Raw genomic sequence first — 17,709 nt, forward strand, 5'->3', positions numbered from 1 at the left:
TCAGGAATTTTAAATAAGATGGAATAAGAACATGGTATATTAGTGGCGATTTAAAACAGACTAAAATGATTCCATCTATTCACTTGACCGACAGATGTTTTTATATCCCTATCCCCATTATAAATCGCGAAACATTGTTCCGTTGGAGTATTGGATAGTTTAGCCCATTTTGAAACACCTTTAAAGAAATCAGGTGAATAGGTTGCTCCTGATTTGATTTCATATGCATACTGTTTTCCGCCAACCATTCTTAATAAATCAACCTCGTTGCCAGTACTATCACGCCAAAATGATAATCCCGGTTCGACGCCTCTATTATAGGATTCTTTTACAAATTCATTGATGACAAGATTTTCAAACAATCCTCCACGTAAAAAATGAGTAGTTATTTGTTCTGCATTTTGTATGTCGAGTAAAGAACAGGCTAGCCCTGTATCATAAAAATATAACTTAGGAGTTTTTACCAATCGTTTGGCATAATTGTTATAATCTGGTTTCAGTAAATAACAGATATAACTTGCTTCTAATATAGATAACCAGTTAGTAGCTGCTGTGACAGAAATTCCACATTCATTTGCTAATGATGAAAGATTTAATAATTGCCCTATGCGACCTGCACATAATTTGAGGAATTTAATAAATTTACTTAGATCCCCAATATTACGTAATAATCTCACATCTCTTTCTACATATGTTTGTATATAGAAAGGATAATAATCATCCGGATTTATAGCTTTGTCATAAATACGTGGATAAGCTCCCTTAAAAATTTCTTCATTTACACTGGATGACAATATTCCTCCTTTTTCCATTTCATAATGCGAAAACGGTAGTAGCTTGAGTACTGCCGTACGTCCAGCTAATGATTGATTCACGCTTTCCATTAATAAGAAGTTATGAGATCCAGCTAGCATATACATACCTTCTTTATTCTCTTTATCGGTATGCGTTTGGATATAAGAGAAAAGTGACGGAACTCTTTGAACTTCGTCGATAATTGTTTTATCCGGATAGGTGGAAAGAAATCCTCTCGGATCATCTGTAGCAAATAATCTCATATCAGGATCTTCCAAAGACACATACTCATAGTCCTGAAAGGAATTCTTCAATAATGTTGATTTTCCAGACTGTCTAGGTCCTGTCAATGTGACAATCGGATATTTATTTGCCATTTCAATTAGCTTGGATTTCAATATTCGTTCTATCATTGCTGCTTTCATTTTATTATTTGCAAATTTAATCTTTAAAAGTGAATTTGCAAAATTCCTTTTTCTTTTAACTTGAATTCTTTTATTTATATCAGATTCTTTATAATCATATCCGCAACATGCTGTAAGTAATTATAATTTAAACAGCCTGTCATTGAACTGGATTCAGACAATGGCAGGCTGTTTATTATTGATCTTATATTGAATATAAATTATTGTGGTGATTTAATCTGTAAGTCGATTACAATTTCATTGTTAGACAATTTTTATTGTTTACCATTCAATTTGTTGATCCTCATCAGGAATCTGGGTATTAAGGTTTCGTTCAAGTAGCATTGTACCTTTAACTTTGTAAAGAACTTCTTGATTTCGAGAAGTTACATCTTTAAAATCATATTCAATAGTAAATGAAACATAACGATGTTTTAGATAAGGTCGTGTAGCATCCATAGTTTCCGTTATACTGTAAGCAGGAGTACCGTATAGCTTAAATCCAATCTTTTCTTCATCATCTGCCCACATACTCAATGATTTGTCTTCATTGAAGCGTATATATATTTTATAGAGCTCCCGTTCATCTCTTGATAAATCTTCGCTCATTAAACCGGCATAAAAGAAAATAGTATTATTATCTACCACATATGCTGTACGATTATTGGTTACCATCGGTTTATTATCAGTACTTCCATTTGCATTTCGAATATACACTTCCATTGTACTTGTACTATATGAACCGGAATAATCGTTAAAAGGAATTACACGCAATAATGCTTTTGCATAGTTTTTACGTGGATGACCTTGATAATTATAAGAAGCATCATCAACGATAGTTAGAGGCAACACCCATTTATCTGTCATATTGATTCCTCTCAAATCAAAATCAATATTTAGTTGTTCCACACATGTTCCTGCAGGAATATGAACTATTTCCGGGAATTCATATTTATCTTCCTCCAATAGCGTATACCATAAATCTGTACGCCCGCTGAAACGTTCTCTATTTAATATTTCCAAGGTATCCTCATATAGTGCTACATGGACATCTATATCTTGTTCGTTCGTAGTTGACCCACTAACTATAACCGGTAACTGATAGCGTACTTTTCCATCAGGGTTGTATCTCACATATATTGGAGTTACCCCATTATCTTTATCTTTTATAGGTGCTTTAAAAGAAATATATTGCCGATACTGCTCATCTTTCCACTCATCATTACAAGAAGTGATCAAGAGCAACATACATAATGCAAACCAACAATTATATATAATTTTCATACTTATATCATTTTAAAATTAATCATTGTATGTCCAACCCGGATTTTGTGTCAACAGCTTATTGCGTTTCAACTCCTCATGACTGATAGGCCAGAAATATAATTTGCGAGAAAAAGCAGTTGGAAGTTCATTGACTACAATTGGTGAATGAAACGCTGCTCTATTTTCTTCAGTCATAAGAGCATCACAACCATATATTTCCATTGACTCTTCAATCGGAGCGTCTTTTCATCTGCGGAGATCAAAATAACGATGTCCTTCTCCCATGAGCTCTATCTGTCGCTCATGCTTCAATTTCTTACGGAATACATTCCGGTCTTGATACTCTGGCAATGTATAATCGGGAACCCCTGCACGGCAACGAACAGGACGAATACCTTTTTTCATTTCATTTATGTCACGTTTGACAGAATAACTGGCAGAGCCATCCCAAGATGGAATGTCGTATGAAGAGCCATCTTCCAACTCATTCAAAGCTTCAGCGTAAATCAATAAGATTTCAGCAAAACGAATAGCAGGTTCCGTTTTTAGTTTGACATAGTCCTTATTACCTTTTGCCGCAGAGGTATCGTCCGGATGAACAAATTTCATGATTCCAATACCAGTGCGAAGCCAAAAATTGGAGTTAGTATATCCATTACCATTACCACGATAATAAAATACCTGTTGCTCTACGGGTTTAGGATCTTTAAGCGTTGAATTATTCAATAGAGGCCATACACAACCATTAAAAGCAACTGAAGCATAGAAGCGTGGTTCACGCCATGCATACTCTTTCCATACTCCTTTCTTTAAATAAGGATATGTTCCTGCCTTCCCTTCCTTTTCAGACACAAAACGGTTCTCAACTTGGCAAGTGTCCAAAAATGTCTGTCTGTTAAACTCAGAGCCATTATACATATAGTAAGCATCACACATCTTTTGTGTCATACCATGTGTATTCCAGCCATTGGCACTGGTAGGCAATTGATGTAATACCATATCTGCAAGATTGCGGTCACCCTGATTTTGTCCACGACTAAAAATAAGTTCAGGATTATCAAACATAGACAGGGCTCCATTAAAAACTTGTCGATAGGATTCAAAGGGGTCAATGTCCCGATATCCATTTGGCCAATCAGCATTTTCAAAATCATTATCAGAATAAGGAGGAAGTGTCTTCGGATAACCTGCAGCGGCTTCATCTCTTTTCTTCACAGTGTGTAACACATAACGGTGTCCATAATTGCTTCCCGGGAGTTCCATAACGTCTCTTGCTGCTGCAGCGGCTTTGGCCCATTTGTATTCATTATATTCCTGTGCTAACAAACATCTTCCGTCATGATCTACCAAATCTGTAAATCTTTCGGTATCTTCAGGACGAGGGTTATTAATAGGACTCGCCGCGTATAATAGAACTTTTGCGCGTGCTGCTAATGCGGCTCCTCTAGTAGGACGAGAGGTATGATTCGCTCCCCTGTCCAAAGGTAAGTCCTTAGCCGCCAAGCGCATTTCTGATTCGATATATTCTACGCATTCATCATAGGAATTGCGTTGACAAGCCAAATCATCATAGCTGGCTGTATAATCGAGTCCTTCCTCCGGCAATAAAGGAACAGGGCCATATTTACGGAGTAATAACCAATAATAGTAAGCGCGTACAAAACGGGCTTGTGCTTTCAGGTCAGCTCTTTCAGCTTCTGTAAACTCCATATTCATGTCGATATTTTGAATGAAAATGGATGCCTGACGAATGCCTTTATAACTGGCTCCCCATGATTGTCGGTCTCCTTCACTATAAGTCCCTGTTTTAAAGGTGTTATAAATATCACGGTCACCAAAATAAATATCATCGGCAAAACACCACAGTATATTATCTTTGGTTCCAACATCCATATTCTCTCCTTTAAGATAGGAATAAGCATGAGCTAACCATTCTTCCGAGTATTTTTCATTAGTAAATACATCTTCCAGCGTCATACGGTCTTTAAAATTTTTATCCGAATCCAGCTGGTCTACACACGAAACGGTGATTGCCCCTAACAGGGCACCTATACAAAACTTATATATCTTTTTCATTTCACACATATTGATTAGATATTAACAGTCAATCCTAAAGTCATTACCCTAGACAGTGGGTATTCCGCCCCTGTGGAACTTCCTAATTCCGGATCCCATTCTTTAAATTTAGCGAATGTCAATAAATTGGTACCAATAAAGAATACACGTATATTATTGAACTTAATCTTATTTACAATTGATTTAGGCAATGTATACCCTACTTCTAAAGTCTTCAAACGTAAATATGAACCATTTTTTAGCCAGAAAGTGGACTTTTGTTGATTATTATCATTTCCACCATAGCTAAGACGTGGATAAGAAGCATTCGGATCTTCATTAGCAGGAATTCCAAGTTTAGCTGCTGTGTCTGCATCAACCCAACGATTAGCTACTAAATTTCCCAAAACATTTCCCCACTGACTATCCTTGAAGGCAAATACCGTAGAACCATTAATGAAGAATGAAGACTTTCCTGCTCCTTGAAAATGGACATTGAAATCAAATCCTTTCCATTGTGCAGAGATACCAAATCCGTAAATCAGATTCGGTTTGGTAGTCGCACCGATAGCTACTTTGTCACCATCATTGATTACACCATCTCCATTAACATCTTTATATTTAATATCACCCGGTTGTACTTTTCCCCATGCTGTCTGTTGAGGACTGTTACGAATATCATCATAATCTTTAAAAAGACCTAATGCAATCAAACCTTTAGCTTGGTTTACACGGTAACCCGCTTCTGTCTGGTAAGGATAAACAGTATTTTCTTCATCCTTCTCCAATATCTCATTTTTACTATAAGTAAAATTACCACGAACCGTGAGGTTCACTCTGTTTATTTTCTGTTTGTAGGCAAAATGACCATCAAAGCCTTGGGAACGTACGCTACCCACATTTGCTTTGGGGTTACTTCTCACAATTCCTACTATGCCAGGTAGATATTTACGTTCCATATAGATACCATCGCGTTGTTCATGGAAATAGTCTACAGTGGCTGTAAACTTATCATTAAACAAAGAAAGGTCTACACCTATATCGTGCTTTGTCGCAATTTCCCAAGTAACGTTTTCAGAAGCTAATTGAGTATATGCCATACCATCATAAGAATTGCCATAACCATAATCACCCCAATTCCATCCAAGAAAGTTCACGTCTTTATTATTTTCTTTATATGACTTAGCAATTGTATATAGATAAGGAAAACGTTCACCTAATTTATCATTACCAACTTTACCATAAGAGTAACGTAGCTTGAACATATTCATCCATTCCAGATGTTTCTTAATGAATTTCTCTTCTGCAATATTCCAAGCCAGAGAAAAAGCGGGGAAGAATCCGAATCGATGTCCATCGGCAAAGTTTTCTGATCCGTTATAACCAAAGTTAAAATCTATGAAGTAACGATAATTCCAGTTATAACTAGCACGTCCTGCCAAGCCCATATGACGTTTGGCAATGCCATTCTTTATATCTGTACCAATATCTACTGTGGTTCGATAAGCATCTTGGCTATATTTTAAAGTACCACCTACGTGATGCGCTTTGAATGCACGATTGTAGTGTAAAATTGCTTCTAAGAATTCAGTCCGGTTACCTGTTGAAATAGAGCTTTGAGTCATTTTTTCTTCGGTTCGCTGTTCTTTAAAAGTAATTTCCCCATCAGTATTTCGAAAACGTTCTGCGCGCCATGTTTGAGGCATTTTTTTACGGCTAATTTCGTTTGTGTTGTTAGTGTCGAAACCAAAACGACCTTCAAAACGCAAGCCTTTAGTAATAAAATCCAGCTTCTGTTCTAAAGAAATATTAGTCTGAACCTTATTTTCCCAGATTTCAAAATATCCAGTTTGTGTTGCCAATACCCATGGATTGGAACGATCATCTTCTTTTCCAAATGCTGGTACATAACCATTGGAATACATTACTGGAATACTAATCGGACTTTGATTTATTAACGATGCCCATACATTTCCACCTTGTCCAGGGGCATTACGTTTCTTTAAAGAACCGGAAACACCGACTTTCACAAGAGTTGTTTTTGTGATGTCAATATCGGTATTCAAACGATAATTCCATCGTTGACTACCGGGATTGGTATTATAATCTTTACGAACTGCTTCATCTGTCTTATACATACCTTCTTCACTAATATAGCTAAGCGAAACAAAATAACGTGCTGTACTACCACCACCATTCATATTCACATTAGCACGATAAGTCATTGCTCCATCTTTCAATAATACATCTTTCCAGTCTACATTCGGATATAAATCCGGGTCAAGTCCTAAACGTAGAATTTCCAATTCATCATTCTGATAGATCGGTTCTTGATTACGAGTAATACGTGCTTCATTCATCATTCTAGCATGAGTGTACCCATCTACAAATTCCGGTGTGATAGTCCGTGTGTTATAAGATGTTTCCACTTTAGCACTGATATTGGTTTTACCAGCTTTACCATGTTTTGTTGTAATCAATACTACACCATTAGCACCACGAGGACCGTAAATTGCTGTAGTAGAAGCATCCTTTAAAACAGTAAACGATTCAACATCCTCAATATTAATTTCATCGAGACTACGCTCAAATCCATCTACTAACACTAAAGCCGAGTTATCAGCTCCGAAAGTGGAAATACCACGAATCCAGAATTCCGAAGTATTTTTTCCAGGCTGACCGGATGTCTGCATAGCTAAAACACCTGCCACATTACCAGCCAAAGCATTTGAAAGATTTGCTGTCGGATTTGCTTTCAGATCATTTACATTAACGGTAGTCACCGCTCCAGTCACAGTTAACTTCTTTTGTGCACCGGTTCCTGTAATAACGACTTCATCAAGCTCACTTGCTTCAGATTCCTTCATAATTACATTGACTACCTACTGCCTTTTCACTAATACTTCCTGTTTATCAAAACCTATGTACGAGAATACTAGTCTTGAAAACTCTTCAATACTAATTTTATAACGTCCGTTAATATCCGTAATTGCTCCTAAGCCAGCCTGATCTTTTACTGTTACATTGACACCGACCAGTGGCTCTTTATTCGTATCCGTCACTACTCCCGTTACTTCAATTTTTTTCTGCGCAAAAGTGGCAACAGAAACCAGTAACAAACAAATGGTGATAAAATTCTTTATTTTCATGTGTTTTTTCTTTTATTCGGTTATTGTTCTCCCTCTTCCGGTTGACTCTCTTTCGGATGTTCTTCTGTCGCTTCAGGAATCTTTTCTAATGCTATCTTCCGGATACGATGATTGTTCACATCACCCACATAAAAAGTTTCTGTATCTTCATCATAAGCTAAAGCATAAGGATAATTAAAACGTGCTTCATCACGTAAATGGCCATCCACATATCCATTAGCATGTACATTCATTCCTGTGCTTCCTCTTCCGGCAAAAGTAGAGACTACTCCATCCGGAGTCAATTTACGTATACAGTGATTATTACGATCTGTAAAATAGAAGTCATAACAATCCTCTTTATTCGCATCCTCATACTCTTTGTTAAATACGAAGACTCCCTGTCCGGGTTTATTCAAGCGTGCTTTTGTTCCTGCCAAATCTTTATAATCCGCTTGTCCGGGTTGTCCACAAACGATATACGGAGTTGTAAGCCGCTTGTTAACTCTGTCATAATTTGAACGGAGAATATAGTGCTGATTCTGTACCATCATATAAACATAATCACCAGATGGATGAACGATAAAGTTAAATTCCCAGTTGGCATCCTGAATCGTAAACAGTTCTTCTGCATGAGCTTTATTATCATTTGCCCCCCATTGGTTACAAAAATGATACAGAAAATCCATCTTAAGTGATTGAGACTTTTCCTTAGCGGAACGAATCTGATTACCTGGACAAAATATAAATGGGTTGATCCTGAAGCTCCTTCACTGGCAGCTCCTTTGACGAGAAACATGAGTATAGGTTGTTCCTTAAAATTCTGATAGCATGAAAAAATCGATAATTTATTTGGCAATAAGCGCAACACTAACATTTTCCGGTTGTGATTATCTGGATGACATGCCCTATGACTGGGCCCAGCCTGATGATATTTTTACGAATGAACAGAACTATCTGAAACCGATTAATCAGGTGTATGCATATATTCCCGAAGGCTTCAACCACGTAAGAAATGCCTTTTTAGATGCAGCCACCAATGATGGAATAAGTACAATCATAGATTCGGATATTCATAAGTTGTCTCGTGGGTATGTCACTTCTTCAAATCCGATTGAAGAATGTTGGAATAAGTCATACAAGGGAATTCAACAGGCCATTTTTGCCCGCAAATATTTGCGTGAGGCTGACTTGGTGTTACAAAATAAGACAGAAGAAGACATCCAGACATTTAAAGATACCTATTGTGCGGAAACTGAATGTTTACAAGCCTTATTCGAGTTTAACCTGTTAAGACACTACGGAGGCTTTCCTATTGTCGATCGTATTTACGAAGTCGACGATCCTGAACTGCAGACAAAGGCAAGAGACTCTTTCAAAGACTGCGTCAATCACATCGTACAGTTATGTGAGAGTGCTGCCGCTGTGTTGAAAGTTGATCCGGAAGGTGGAAATGGTTCTTATGGCCGTATGACTAAAGGAATGGCACTTGCTATTAAAGCCAAGACATTACTCTATGCCGCAAGCCCACTCTACAACAGAACGGATAATAACGATCCACTACTAGGCTATACTGACGGCTCGGATGTGACGGAACGTTGGAAACTTGCAGCCAAAGCTTGTGCAGATGTAATCAATCTAAATGCAGACGGAACAATATCTCCGAATGGAAATAAAAAATATAATCTGATAGCTCTTACTGCTGCTAAAACGTACGACAAGATCTTTATCAATGCCAATCCTAATCCGGAATATATCCTATTCTATACGGCTGCTAAGGACAATGGTCTGGAAAACAGACATTATCCCCCTACAATCTCAAAAGATCAGGGAGGAGGTACAGTACCTTCACAGCAATTGATCGATGCATTTACCATGAAAGATGGAAGCGATTATACCCATTCTTCTGACGGTGCAAGCATGTATACTAACAGAGACCCGCGTTTGGCAGCAATTATCGGATATGACGGTTCGGTTTATGGAAAGAATACCATTTATACGCGAATTAGTGATAACACAACCATAGACGGACTCAACCAAGTGAAGAACCGTTCGACCAATACGGGATATTATTTAGCTAAATTCCTGGACAAAACACTGAACTTCGGACAGGCCAATGTGGGTACCGTTTTCCACTTATTCCCGATGATTCGCTTATCTGATATCCTACTTTCCTACGCAGAAGCCATGCATCACGCTTACGGCATGAGTGCGGATCCAGAAGGCTATGGTTTGACAGCAATAGAAGCCGTACAAAAAATACGTACCAGAGCAGGATTCGGAACAAATGATAAATTTCTTAATGGGGTGACAGATAACAACTTTATGGAAAAAGTGAAGCAAGAACGCCGTATCGAACTCTGTTTTGAAGAACATCGTTACTTCGATTTGCGACGTTGGATGGATGGCAATCAACTTAGAGAACCTATTATCGGAATGAAAGTAGAAGAAAATGCTTCCGGGCTTCATTATACACGCATTACAGTAGATGAAGCACGCAATTTTAAAGATTACATGTATTATCATCCTATTCCTCTGAAAGTAATCAAGGAAAGCCCTTCCATCCAACAGAATCCAGGTTGGTAACGGGCATCAAAACTATTTAATAGATAGAAAACATGAAAAAGATAATAATATTATTCATATGCTTAACCTCCTCCATCTGGCATGTCTGTACCCAAACCAAAGTTAGCGGAATTGTTAAAGATGCCCAAGGAATGGAGATGATTGGCGCTACTGTCCTTCAGAAAGGGACTAATAATGGAATAGTGACTGGTTTGGATGGCAAATTTACTCTTACATTGTCCAACAAAGCAGAGCAAACACTTCTTATCTCAATGATCGGCTTTATAGAACAATCTATTGCCATAAAAAAGAATCATCCTTTTATCAATATCACTTTGGAAGAAGACATTGCACAATTAGATGAAGTTGTTGTGGTGGGATATGGAACACAGAAAAAAGTATCTCTGACCGGTTCTATTTCTAATGTCGGGACCGAAGATTTGAAAAGTATGCCTGTATCAAGTGTCACAAACGCTTTAGGTGGCCGCATCCCGGGACTAGTAACCCGACAAGAGAGCGGACGTCCCGGCGGTGATCAGGCTACGATGTTCGTTCGTGGTCGTGCTTCATTGAACGACTCTAGCCCTTTAGTATTGATTGACGGGGTAGAACGACCTATGGCGCAAATCGACCCTGATGATATTGAAACCATTTCTGTATTAAAAGACGCTTCTGCAACTGCCGTATACGGTGTACGAGGAGCAAATGGTGTGATATTGGTAACTACCCGCCGAGGTCGTGAAGGAGAGACTCGAATATCCTTCTCATCTGAATTCGGTGTCACTTCCTTCAATCGTATATCTCAAACCCTAAATGCAGAATCCGTTTCAAGATTCATGCGTGAGGGGGCTATCAATGATGGCTTTGACCCTTCCGATACAGGTAATACTCGCGGTCTTTTCCTGTCAGAATATGACAACTATCTCTATCGTACCAAGAAAAGCCCGTTTACACACCCGGACAATGACTTTGTAGATATGTTTACGAAAAATGGTCTCCAACAGAAATACAATGTAAACCTATCCGGCGGAAATAAAACAGTACGTTACTTCGTTTCCGTTGGATACTTCACTCAAACCGGTATGTTTGAGACAGACGTAGACAAAATTAAAGAACATGAGACAATACAAGCTCTTTTAGCAGCCTCACCCGATGTAGCAAAAGGCTTATACAAAGAAGGTTCTAATTCGGAATATAAGTACAGTAGGCTCACCACTCGTTCGAATATCGATATCAACCTAACTGAAGATTTCAAGGTATCCGTGAATCTTGCTTATCGTTTCGGAAGTCAGAACCGCCCCTATGGCTATGATGCTGACGGACAGGAAGCACTGCGTCTGTTCGGCATGTTCTACCGCAATTCTCCTCAAGCATTCCCAATCTTAAATGCGAATGGAACTTATGCCGCCGCCGATGGTATATGGAGACAGAATCCACTCGTGACATTATGCTATTCAGGATTTTTTCTTAATTTCAATAACAAACTTGAGACAGATTTTGCTTTTAAATATAACCTAAGGAAACTGTTAAAAGGATTAAGTATAGACGGAAAATTCTCTTACGATGCAGGCTGGAGCAATAACCGAAGCATACAGCAGCGTCCCAATATCTATCAATATAATCCTGTAAACGGGACTTATAAACAAGGACTTGAAATGGTGTTGCCAACAAAAGCCACCAATAAAACGGCAGCTACACATCGGAAGTATGCTGAAGCGGCAGTTCGTTATAAGCAATCCTTCTCCGGACATAATATATCTGGATTGGTACTTTATAATATGAGTTACACTTCCACTCCCGGTGGACGCTATTCTTATGTACCTCATATCTATCAGGCTTTAGTAGGACGTGTTAACTATGATTATGAGAATCGCTATCTATTCGAAGTTAACGCAGGCTATAACGGCTCAAACCGTTTCGCGGAAGGACACCGTTATCAGCTCTTTCCTGCAGCATCAGTGGGATGGGTACTGACTAACGAACCTTTCTTTAAAGAAAACCCTATCTTAAGTTTTACTAAACTACGCTTCTCTTATGGTGAAGTTGGTAATGACAAGCTGGGAGGTTTCTCTTACTATTATCGTTCAGGATACGATGAAGGACTAGGCTACACTTTTGGAGAGACACATAATCCTGCGATTAAAGGTCTGATTCAAGGAAAAAGCGCCAATGAAAATATCACATGGGAAGTTGCACGGAAATACAACTTAGGACTTGAGACCAAATGGTTGAAAGACAAAATATCTGCCAGTATCGACTTTTTTAAAGAACGTCGTAGTAATATCCTATGTGAACCGGAAAGATATTCTCAAGCAGCCGGTTCAAACGGATTGGCTCCCATAAACTATGGTGTCGTAACAAATCAGGGATATGATCTGGAAATAGGCTATCAAGATCAAAAAGGAGATTTTGGATATTCCATAAAAGGGATTTATGGATATGCACACAATGAAATTGTAGAGAAAAGTGAATCTGTAAAGCCCTATGCCTATATGTCACAAACGGGAAATCCTATCGGACAGTTTATCGGCTATATTTCCGACGGTTTCTTTAGCTCTTATGAAGATATAGCAAGTTCTCCCGTTCAATTCGGACAAGTAAGCCGACCTGGAGATATTAAATATAAAGACTTGAATCATGATGGAGTGATCGATTCTAACGACCAAGCTCCTATCGGCTATAATCCGGTACCCGAAATGACTTTCTCTCTTGCTGCCGGTTTGAACTGGAAAGGAATTGATTTTAGTATATTGCTTCAGGGAGCTGCCCGTTCATCCATCTATCTGCAACAGGATATTGCATGGGATAATTTCTGGGGTAATTATTACGAAGAGCATATCGGAAGATGGACACCGGAAACAGCAGCAACAGCAACGTACCCACGTTTCACTAAGGCAGCCACTGCCGCGCATCCTAATTATTATAAATCTGACTATTGGTTGAAAGACTCCAAATACTTACGTTTGAAAAACATTCAGTTAGGTTACACTATACCTCGCAAACTATTGAAAAAATTCGGAGTACGTTCACTTAGAGTATATGCGAATGCCTACAATCTCTTTACATGGGACAACGTAAAGAAGGTAGACCCTGAATCATCGAACAATAGTAATGGACAATTCTATCCACAACAAAAAGTAATAAATTTTGGTATCAACCTGAATTTCTAATGTTTGAAATGAATAATTTATGAGAAAACTATTTATATCCTTTGTAACGGCTGTCCTGCTTGCAAGTTGTAGTGCAGATAGCCTGATGAAAGAAACCGAACTGGATCTGACGGATACAGAGAAAGTTTATTCGGACATTACATTGACCCGCAAAGTTGCATACGACTTGTATGCACGTATGCGCATGGGGAGAGACCGCCTTGGCAGTTTTGTTTTTTTGGCAAACATTGGTGGTTCGCCTTGTATGCTTGACAACGCAACAGACGATGGAGCCGGAAATACAACCCGTGCCGGAGGGGCAGTTATTCCCGAACTCGAGAAATTTATCAAAGGGGGAATTGATGCTTCCAAAGGTTTGATTGGCGGTGACCATCCATGGATATTCTACTATAAGGCCATCCGTTCTGCAAACACATTCCTGAACAACGTAGACCGTTCACCATTGGAGGATGCAGAGAAGATTTCCCTGAAAAACCAAGTACGCTTTCTGCGTGCATTGTATCACCACGAGCTGTTTAGTTTCTACGGAGCATTAGTAATCGGAGACAAAGAACTCGATCCGTTACTTTATGACGAAATCAAACGTGAATCGTTAGAAACCACAGTCCGTTGGATTGCTAATGAATTCAAAGAACTTGCAGAGCCGGGAGTATTGCCCGACAAATACGATGCAGCAGATTACGGAAGAGCTACCCGGGGAGCAGCCCTAGGCTATCTGGCACGCACATTACTTTATGCAGCAAGTCCCTTACACAATGCGTCCGGAGTAACTTGGAGAGAAGCGGCTGATGCTGCCTACGATATGATTGAATATGCTGACAATGGAGATTTCTATCGTTTATATGAAGATCCGACCACTCCTGAAAAGAGCTACACACGATTATTCAATACCCGTGCCAATGGTGAGGTAATCATGGGATTTCTCCGTGCACCGGCAAATGACCTTTACGGAATGATGCCTGCCTTTGACCCCTGGAATGTAAATAAAGAGTTACTGACTTGCCCGAACCAATGGCTGGTAGACTGTTATGATATGCTCGACGGATCACAGCCCATTCTCGGTTACGAATCAAATACGAAAGCCATCATCAACCCAAACTCCGGTTACAATGTAAATTCTCCTTATGCTAACAGGGATCCTCGTTTGGCGCAGAGTATTCTATGTGATGGTGCTACCTGGCCTTTAGTCAACGGTAAGCCAGCTGCAATAGACCTGTCAAAATCATATAGATGGGGAAGCGGATACTTCCTGACAAAGTTCCTGGATGACCGTATCGATCATCGAAAAGGTGGTACCACTTACATGGACTTTCCAATGATGAGATATGCAGAAATCCTGCTCGATTATGCAGAAGCCGAGAATGAGGCTGAAGATACGAATACAGCCAGAGAAAAAGCAATAGCCCAGCTTAACAGGATACGTCGCCGTGCCGGTATCACGACAGACTTACTGGCCGCAGATTATAATCAGGCAACCCTTCGGGAACGCATACGCAAAGAACGCCGTGTAGAACTTTGTTTTGAAGATCATCGATTCTTTGATATAAGAAGATGGCTGATAGCAAAAGATGTAATGAGATTACCGGCTGTCGGAATAAAGAAAATTAACGGTGAATATCAACGGGTAACTTTAGATACACGAAACTATAACGAGCGCATGAACTTGGCTCCAATACCACAGGATGAAGTTAATAACTGCCCGAATATCTACCAGAATCCAGGATACTAATCTAAATAGAATGTTTACTTAAAAAAAATAAAGTCATGAAAACAAATAGTATAATTGCATTAATTCTGTCAATCAGTTTATTTGGATTATTCGGTTGTGCAGATAAATATGAAGTTGATTATGAAGCACCTGTCAAAATCGAATTTGCGGGTGTCGATCAGAATAATAGAATATCATTAACGAAAGGGATTGCTGAATACACGGCAACCGTCAAAGTACAGGGAGAAATCATGAGTTTTGAAATTTATCAGGCAGACTCCAAAACCGGAATGCAGGGAAGTCTGATAGAAGAAACTGCCCAGTCATTTGCAGACGGAACGACTAATTACGAAACAACTTACAAGTTTACTTCTTTAAAAGAGAATGCCTGTATTACAGTAGTCGTTCTAGGTACCGACGGCCATACGTACCAACGTAACTTATTGGTAGAGATTACTCCTTCTGTTTTATTCTCCGATCCGGATTACGGAAAAGATGGAGAAATAGTAGAGACAGCTTCAGCTTATTATGGTTGTTATTATGCAACATGGCTTCTTGGACGCACCTATATGGCTGCTGATGCCATGAAATATACAAACGAAGTCGATTTCTCACTCGGAGATATTATCTTGCCTTCAGGAAGCGAAGCTGTACCAGCTCTTGTTTCACCTGCTAAAAGAAGTGATTATGGCTTGATGACAATTAATGGTTTACAACACACATTATTTGCTGAAACCTCTTTATCACAATCAGAATTTAATGCAATCTCCCAAGTAGATGCAACCCCGATAGAAAATCTGGCAGATCCAACCTCCGAAGTCTTAGCTATTCAGGCAGATAAAGTTTACCTGTTCAAAACTGCCAATGGAAAGAAAGGATTGATTTGCATACAAAAAATAACAGCAAAAACTGGTACTATCGAAGTCTCACCGGATAATTGGGTAGAAAACACTAAATACTCATGGGTACAATTACTGACTAAAACCGTGGCGAAGTAAAGCTCCCATTCAAGATACCTTCTCCAATGATCGTATCATAGAATAATTAGAAGAATAGAGAAGTTCTCGGTTTCTACGAGCTTCTCTATTCCTGTTTTCTCAATAGAAGAAAGAAGAAATCTATCATTCTACCATTTTTTTTCCTTTATTGATTAGTATTTTTCCTTCCTTCTCTGATATCTTCCCTACTTTTGCGAAAAGTCATCATGAAAAACTGAAGTTAATTAAATCACAATAATTATGAATCTGAAAAAACATTTACCCTGGCTGGGAGCCCTACTCCCCATTGCTAATACACAAGCAGAAACAAAACCTAATGTAGTAATTATTTATATCGATGATATGGGTATCGGTGACATAGGTTGTTATGGAGGTAAATTCGTCCCTACCCCCAATATTGACAAGTTGGCACAGGACGGACTATTATTCAACCAATATTACTCTTCTGCGCCGGTTAGCTCTCCATCCCGCTGTGGATTAACCACAGGTCTCTTTCCTCTTGAAGTGGGAATCAACACTTTTCTGAATGACAAAGCTGCTAATAAGAGATGCGAACAACGTAATTTCCTGGATGATAAGTTGCCTTCAATGGCGCGTGCTTTCCAAAATGCAGGTTACTCAACAGGACACATCGGAAAATGGCACATGGGAGGCGGACGTGACGTACATAACGCTCCTTCTATTAAGAATTACGGTTTTGACGAATACATATCAACCTACGAAAGTCCGGATCCGGATCCAACAATCACTGCAACCAAGTGGATATGGTCGGATAAAGACAGTGTAAAACGTTGGAGACGTACCGAATACTTTGTAGATAAAAGTATTGAGTTTGTAAAAAAGCATAAAGACGAACCCTTTTTCCTGAATCTATGGCCGGATGATATGCATACCCCTTGGGTACCGGAATTCAAACAAAAGGAAAGAAAAAGCTGGGAAACACAAGAAGCATTTGCTCCTGTACTAGCGGAGATGGACAAACAACTCGGACGTTTCATCAAAACCCTGGATGAGTTGGGAGTGGGAGAAAATACAATCATTATTTTCACTAGCGACAATGGTCCTGCACCCAGCTTTAAATCTGTACGTTCCGCTTATTTGAGAGGAACTAAAAATAGTCTTTATGAAGGGGGAATCCGCATGCCGTTCATCGTTAGATATCCAAAGAAAATTAAAGCCGGACAAGTAAATAACGAGTCTGTATTATGCGCAGTAGATTTATATCCGACTTTGTGTTCTATAGCCGGAATCAAAACAGAAAAAGGTTACAAAGGCGATGGACAGAACTATTCAAAAGTTCTTCTCGGTAAATCGGAAGCCAAACGCAAGACCGATTTAATGTGGGACTTCGGACGAAACAAACATTTTGGCTTTCCAGGGAACCCTTATGACAGAAGCCCCCATTTAGCTATACGCAGTGGAAAATGGAAATTATTAGTGAACGGTGACGGAAGCGATGCGCAATTATATGATATGGAAAAGGATAAGTTCGAAAAGAATAATATCGCAAATGAGCATCCTGATTTGGTTGCCAAGTTGAGCAAGAAAGTATGTAAATGGTATGAGGAAAACAAAGACAAAGGAAAAGAGTAATACAGTGAAAAACAAATTATAAACCAA

The 17,709-nt window shown here is 39.0% G+C and carries 8 protein-coding genes and 2 pseudogenes; 5 read left to right on the plus strand and 5 right to left on the minus strand.

What is annotated here, in order from left to right:
- Nucleotides 1-50: 50 nt before the first annotated feature.
- The 5 genes and pseudogenes from CJF29_RS22050 to CJF29_RS22070 all read right to left on the minus strand — a co-directional run bounded on the left by CJF29_RS22050 (nucleotide 51) and on the right by CJF29_RS22070 (nucleotide 8,337).
- Entirely contained in the window at nucleotides 51-1,208 is a 1,158-nt protein-coding gene (locus tag CJF29_RS22050) for an ATP-binding protein (RefSeq protein ID WP_074558445.1), read from the minus strand.
- Nucleotides 1,209-1,481: 273 nt separating this feature from the next.
- Nucleotides 1,482-2,483 carry a DUF4973 domain-containing protein gene (locus CJF29_RS22055; RefSeq protein ID WP_074558422.1) on the minus strand — a complete coding sequence of 334 codons (1,002 nt, stop codon included), beginning with the start codon at nucleotides 2,481-2,483 and terminating at the stop codon, nucleotides 1,482-1,484.
- An 18-nt stretch (nucleotides 2,484-2,501) separates the two neighbouring features.
- Nucleotides 2,502-4,541 (minus strand): annotated as a pseudogene (locus CJF29_RS22060) (RagB/SusD family nutrient uptake outer membrane protein).
- Nucleotides 4,542-4,555: 14 nt separating this feature from the next.
- Nucleotides 4,556-7,669: pseudogene (locus CJF29_RS22065) on the minus strand (SusC/RagA family TonB-linked outer membrane protein).
- Nucleotides 7,670-7,689: 20 nt separating this feature from the next.
- The gene (locus CJF29_RS22070) at nucleotides 7,690-8,337 is read right to left on the minus strand and encodes a hypothetical protein (protein WP_371126733.1); all 648 of its coding nucleotides are present in this window, start codon (nucleotides 8,335-8,337) and stop codon (nucleotides 7,690-7,692) included.
- 142 nt (nucleotides 8,338-8,479) lie between these two features.
- Here CJF29_RS22070 and CJF29_RS22075 point away from each other — a divergent pair, with 142 nt between their 5' ends.
- The 5 genes from CJF29_RS22075 (at nucleotide 8,480) to CJF29_RS22095 (ending at nucleotide 17,682) form a co-directional block, all read left to right on the plus strand.
- Nucleotides 8,480-10,234, plus strand: coding sequence for a RagB/SusD family nutrient uptake outer membrane protein (locus tag CJF29_RS22075; protein WP_099146439.1), 1,755 nt, complete (start codon nucleotides 8,480-8,482; stop codon nucleotides 10,232-10,234).
- Between the two features lie 32 nt (nucleotides 10,235-10,266).
- Nucleotides 10,267-13,383 (plus strand): SusC/RagA family TonB-linked outer membrane protein, encoded by a 3,117-nt coding sequence (locus CJF29_RS22080; RefSeq protein ID WP_074558425.1) that lies wholly within the window; start codon nucleotides 10,267-10,269, stop codon nucleotides 13,381-13,383.
- A 19-nt stretch (nucleotides 13,384-13,402) separates the two neighbouring features.
- Complete coding sequence (locus CJF29_RS22085; protein WP_074558427.1) at nucleotides 13,403-15,112, plus strand: RagB/SusD family nutrient uptake outer membrane protein; 1,710 nt, start codon at nucleotides 13,403-13,405, stop codon at nucleotides 15,110-15,112.
- 35 nt (nucleotides 15,113-15,147) lie between these two features.
- Nucleotides 15,148-16,089 (plus strand): hypothetical protein, encoded by a 942-nt coding sequence (locus CJF29_RS22090; RefSeq protein WP_074638146.1) that lies wholly within the window; start codon nucleotides 15,148-15,150, stop codon nucleotides 16,087-16,089.
- A 240-nt stretch (nucleotides 16,090-16,329) separates the two neighbouring features.
- Entirely contained in the window at nucleotides 16,330-17,682 is a 1,353-nt protein-coding gene (locus tag CJF29_RS22095; protein ID WP_074558431.1) for a sulfatase-like hydrolase/transferase, read from the plus strand.
- The last annotated feature ends 27 nt before the right edge of the window (nucleotides 17,683-17,709 follow it).

The sequence above is a fragment of the Bacteroides celer genome (genome assembly GCF_002632415.2).
Lineage (GTDB): Bacteria > Bacteroidota > Bacteroidia > Bacteroidales > Bacteroidaceae > Bacteroides.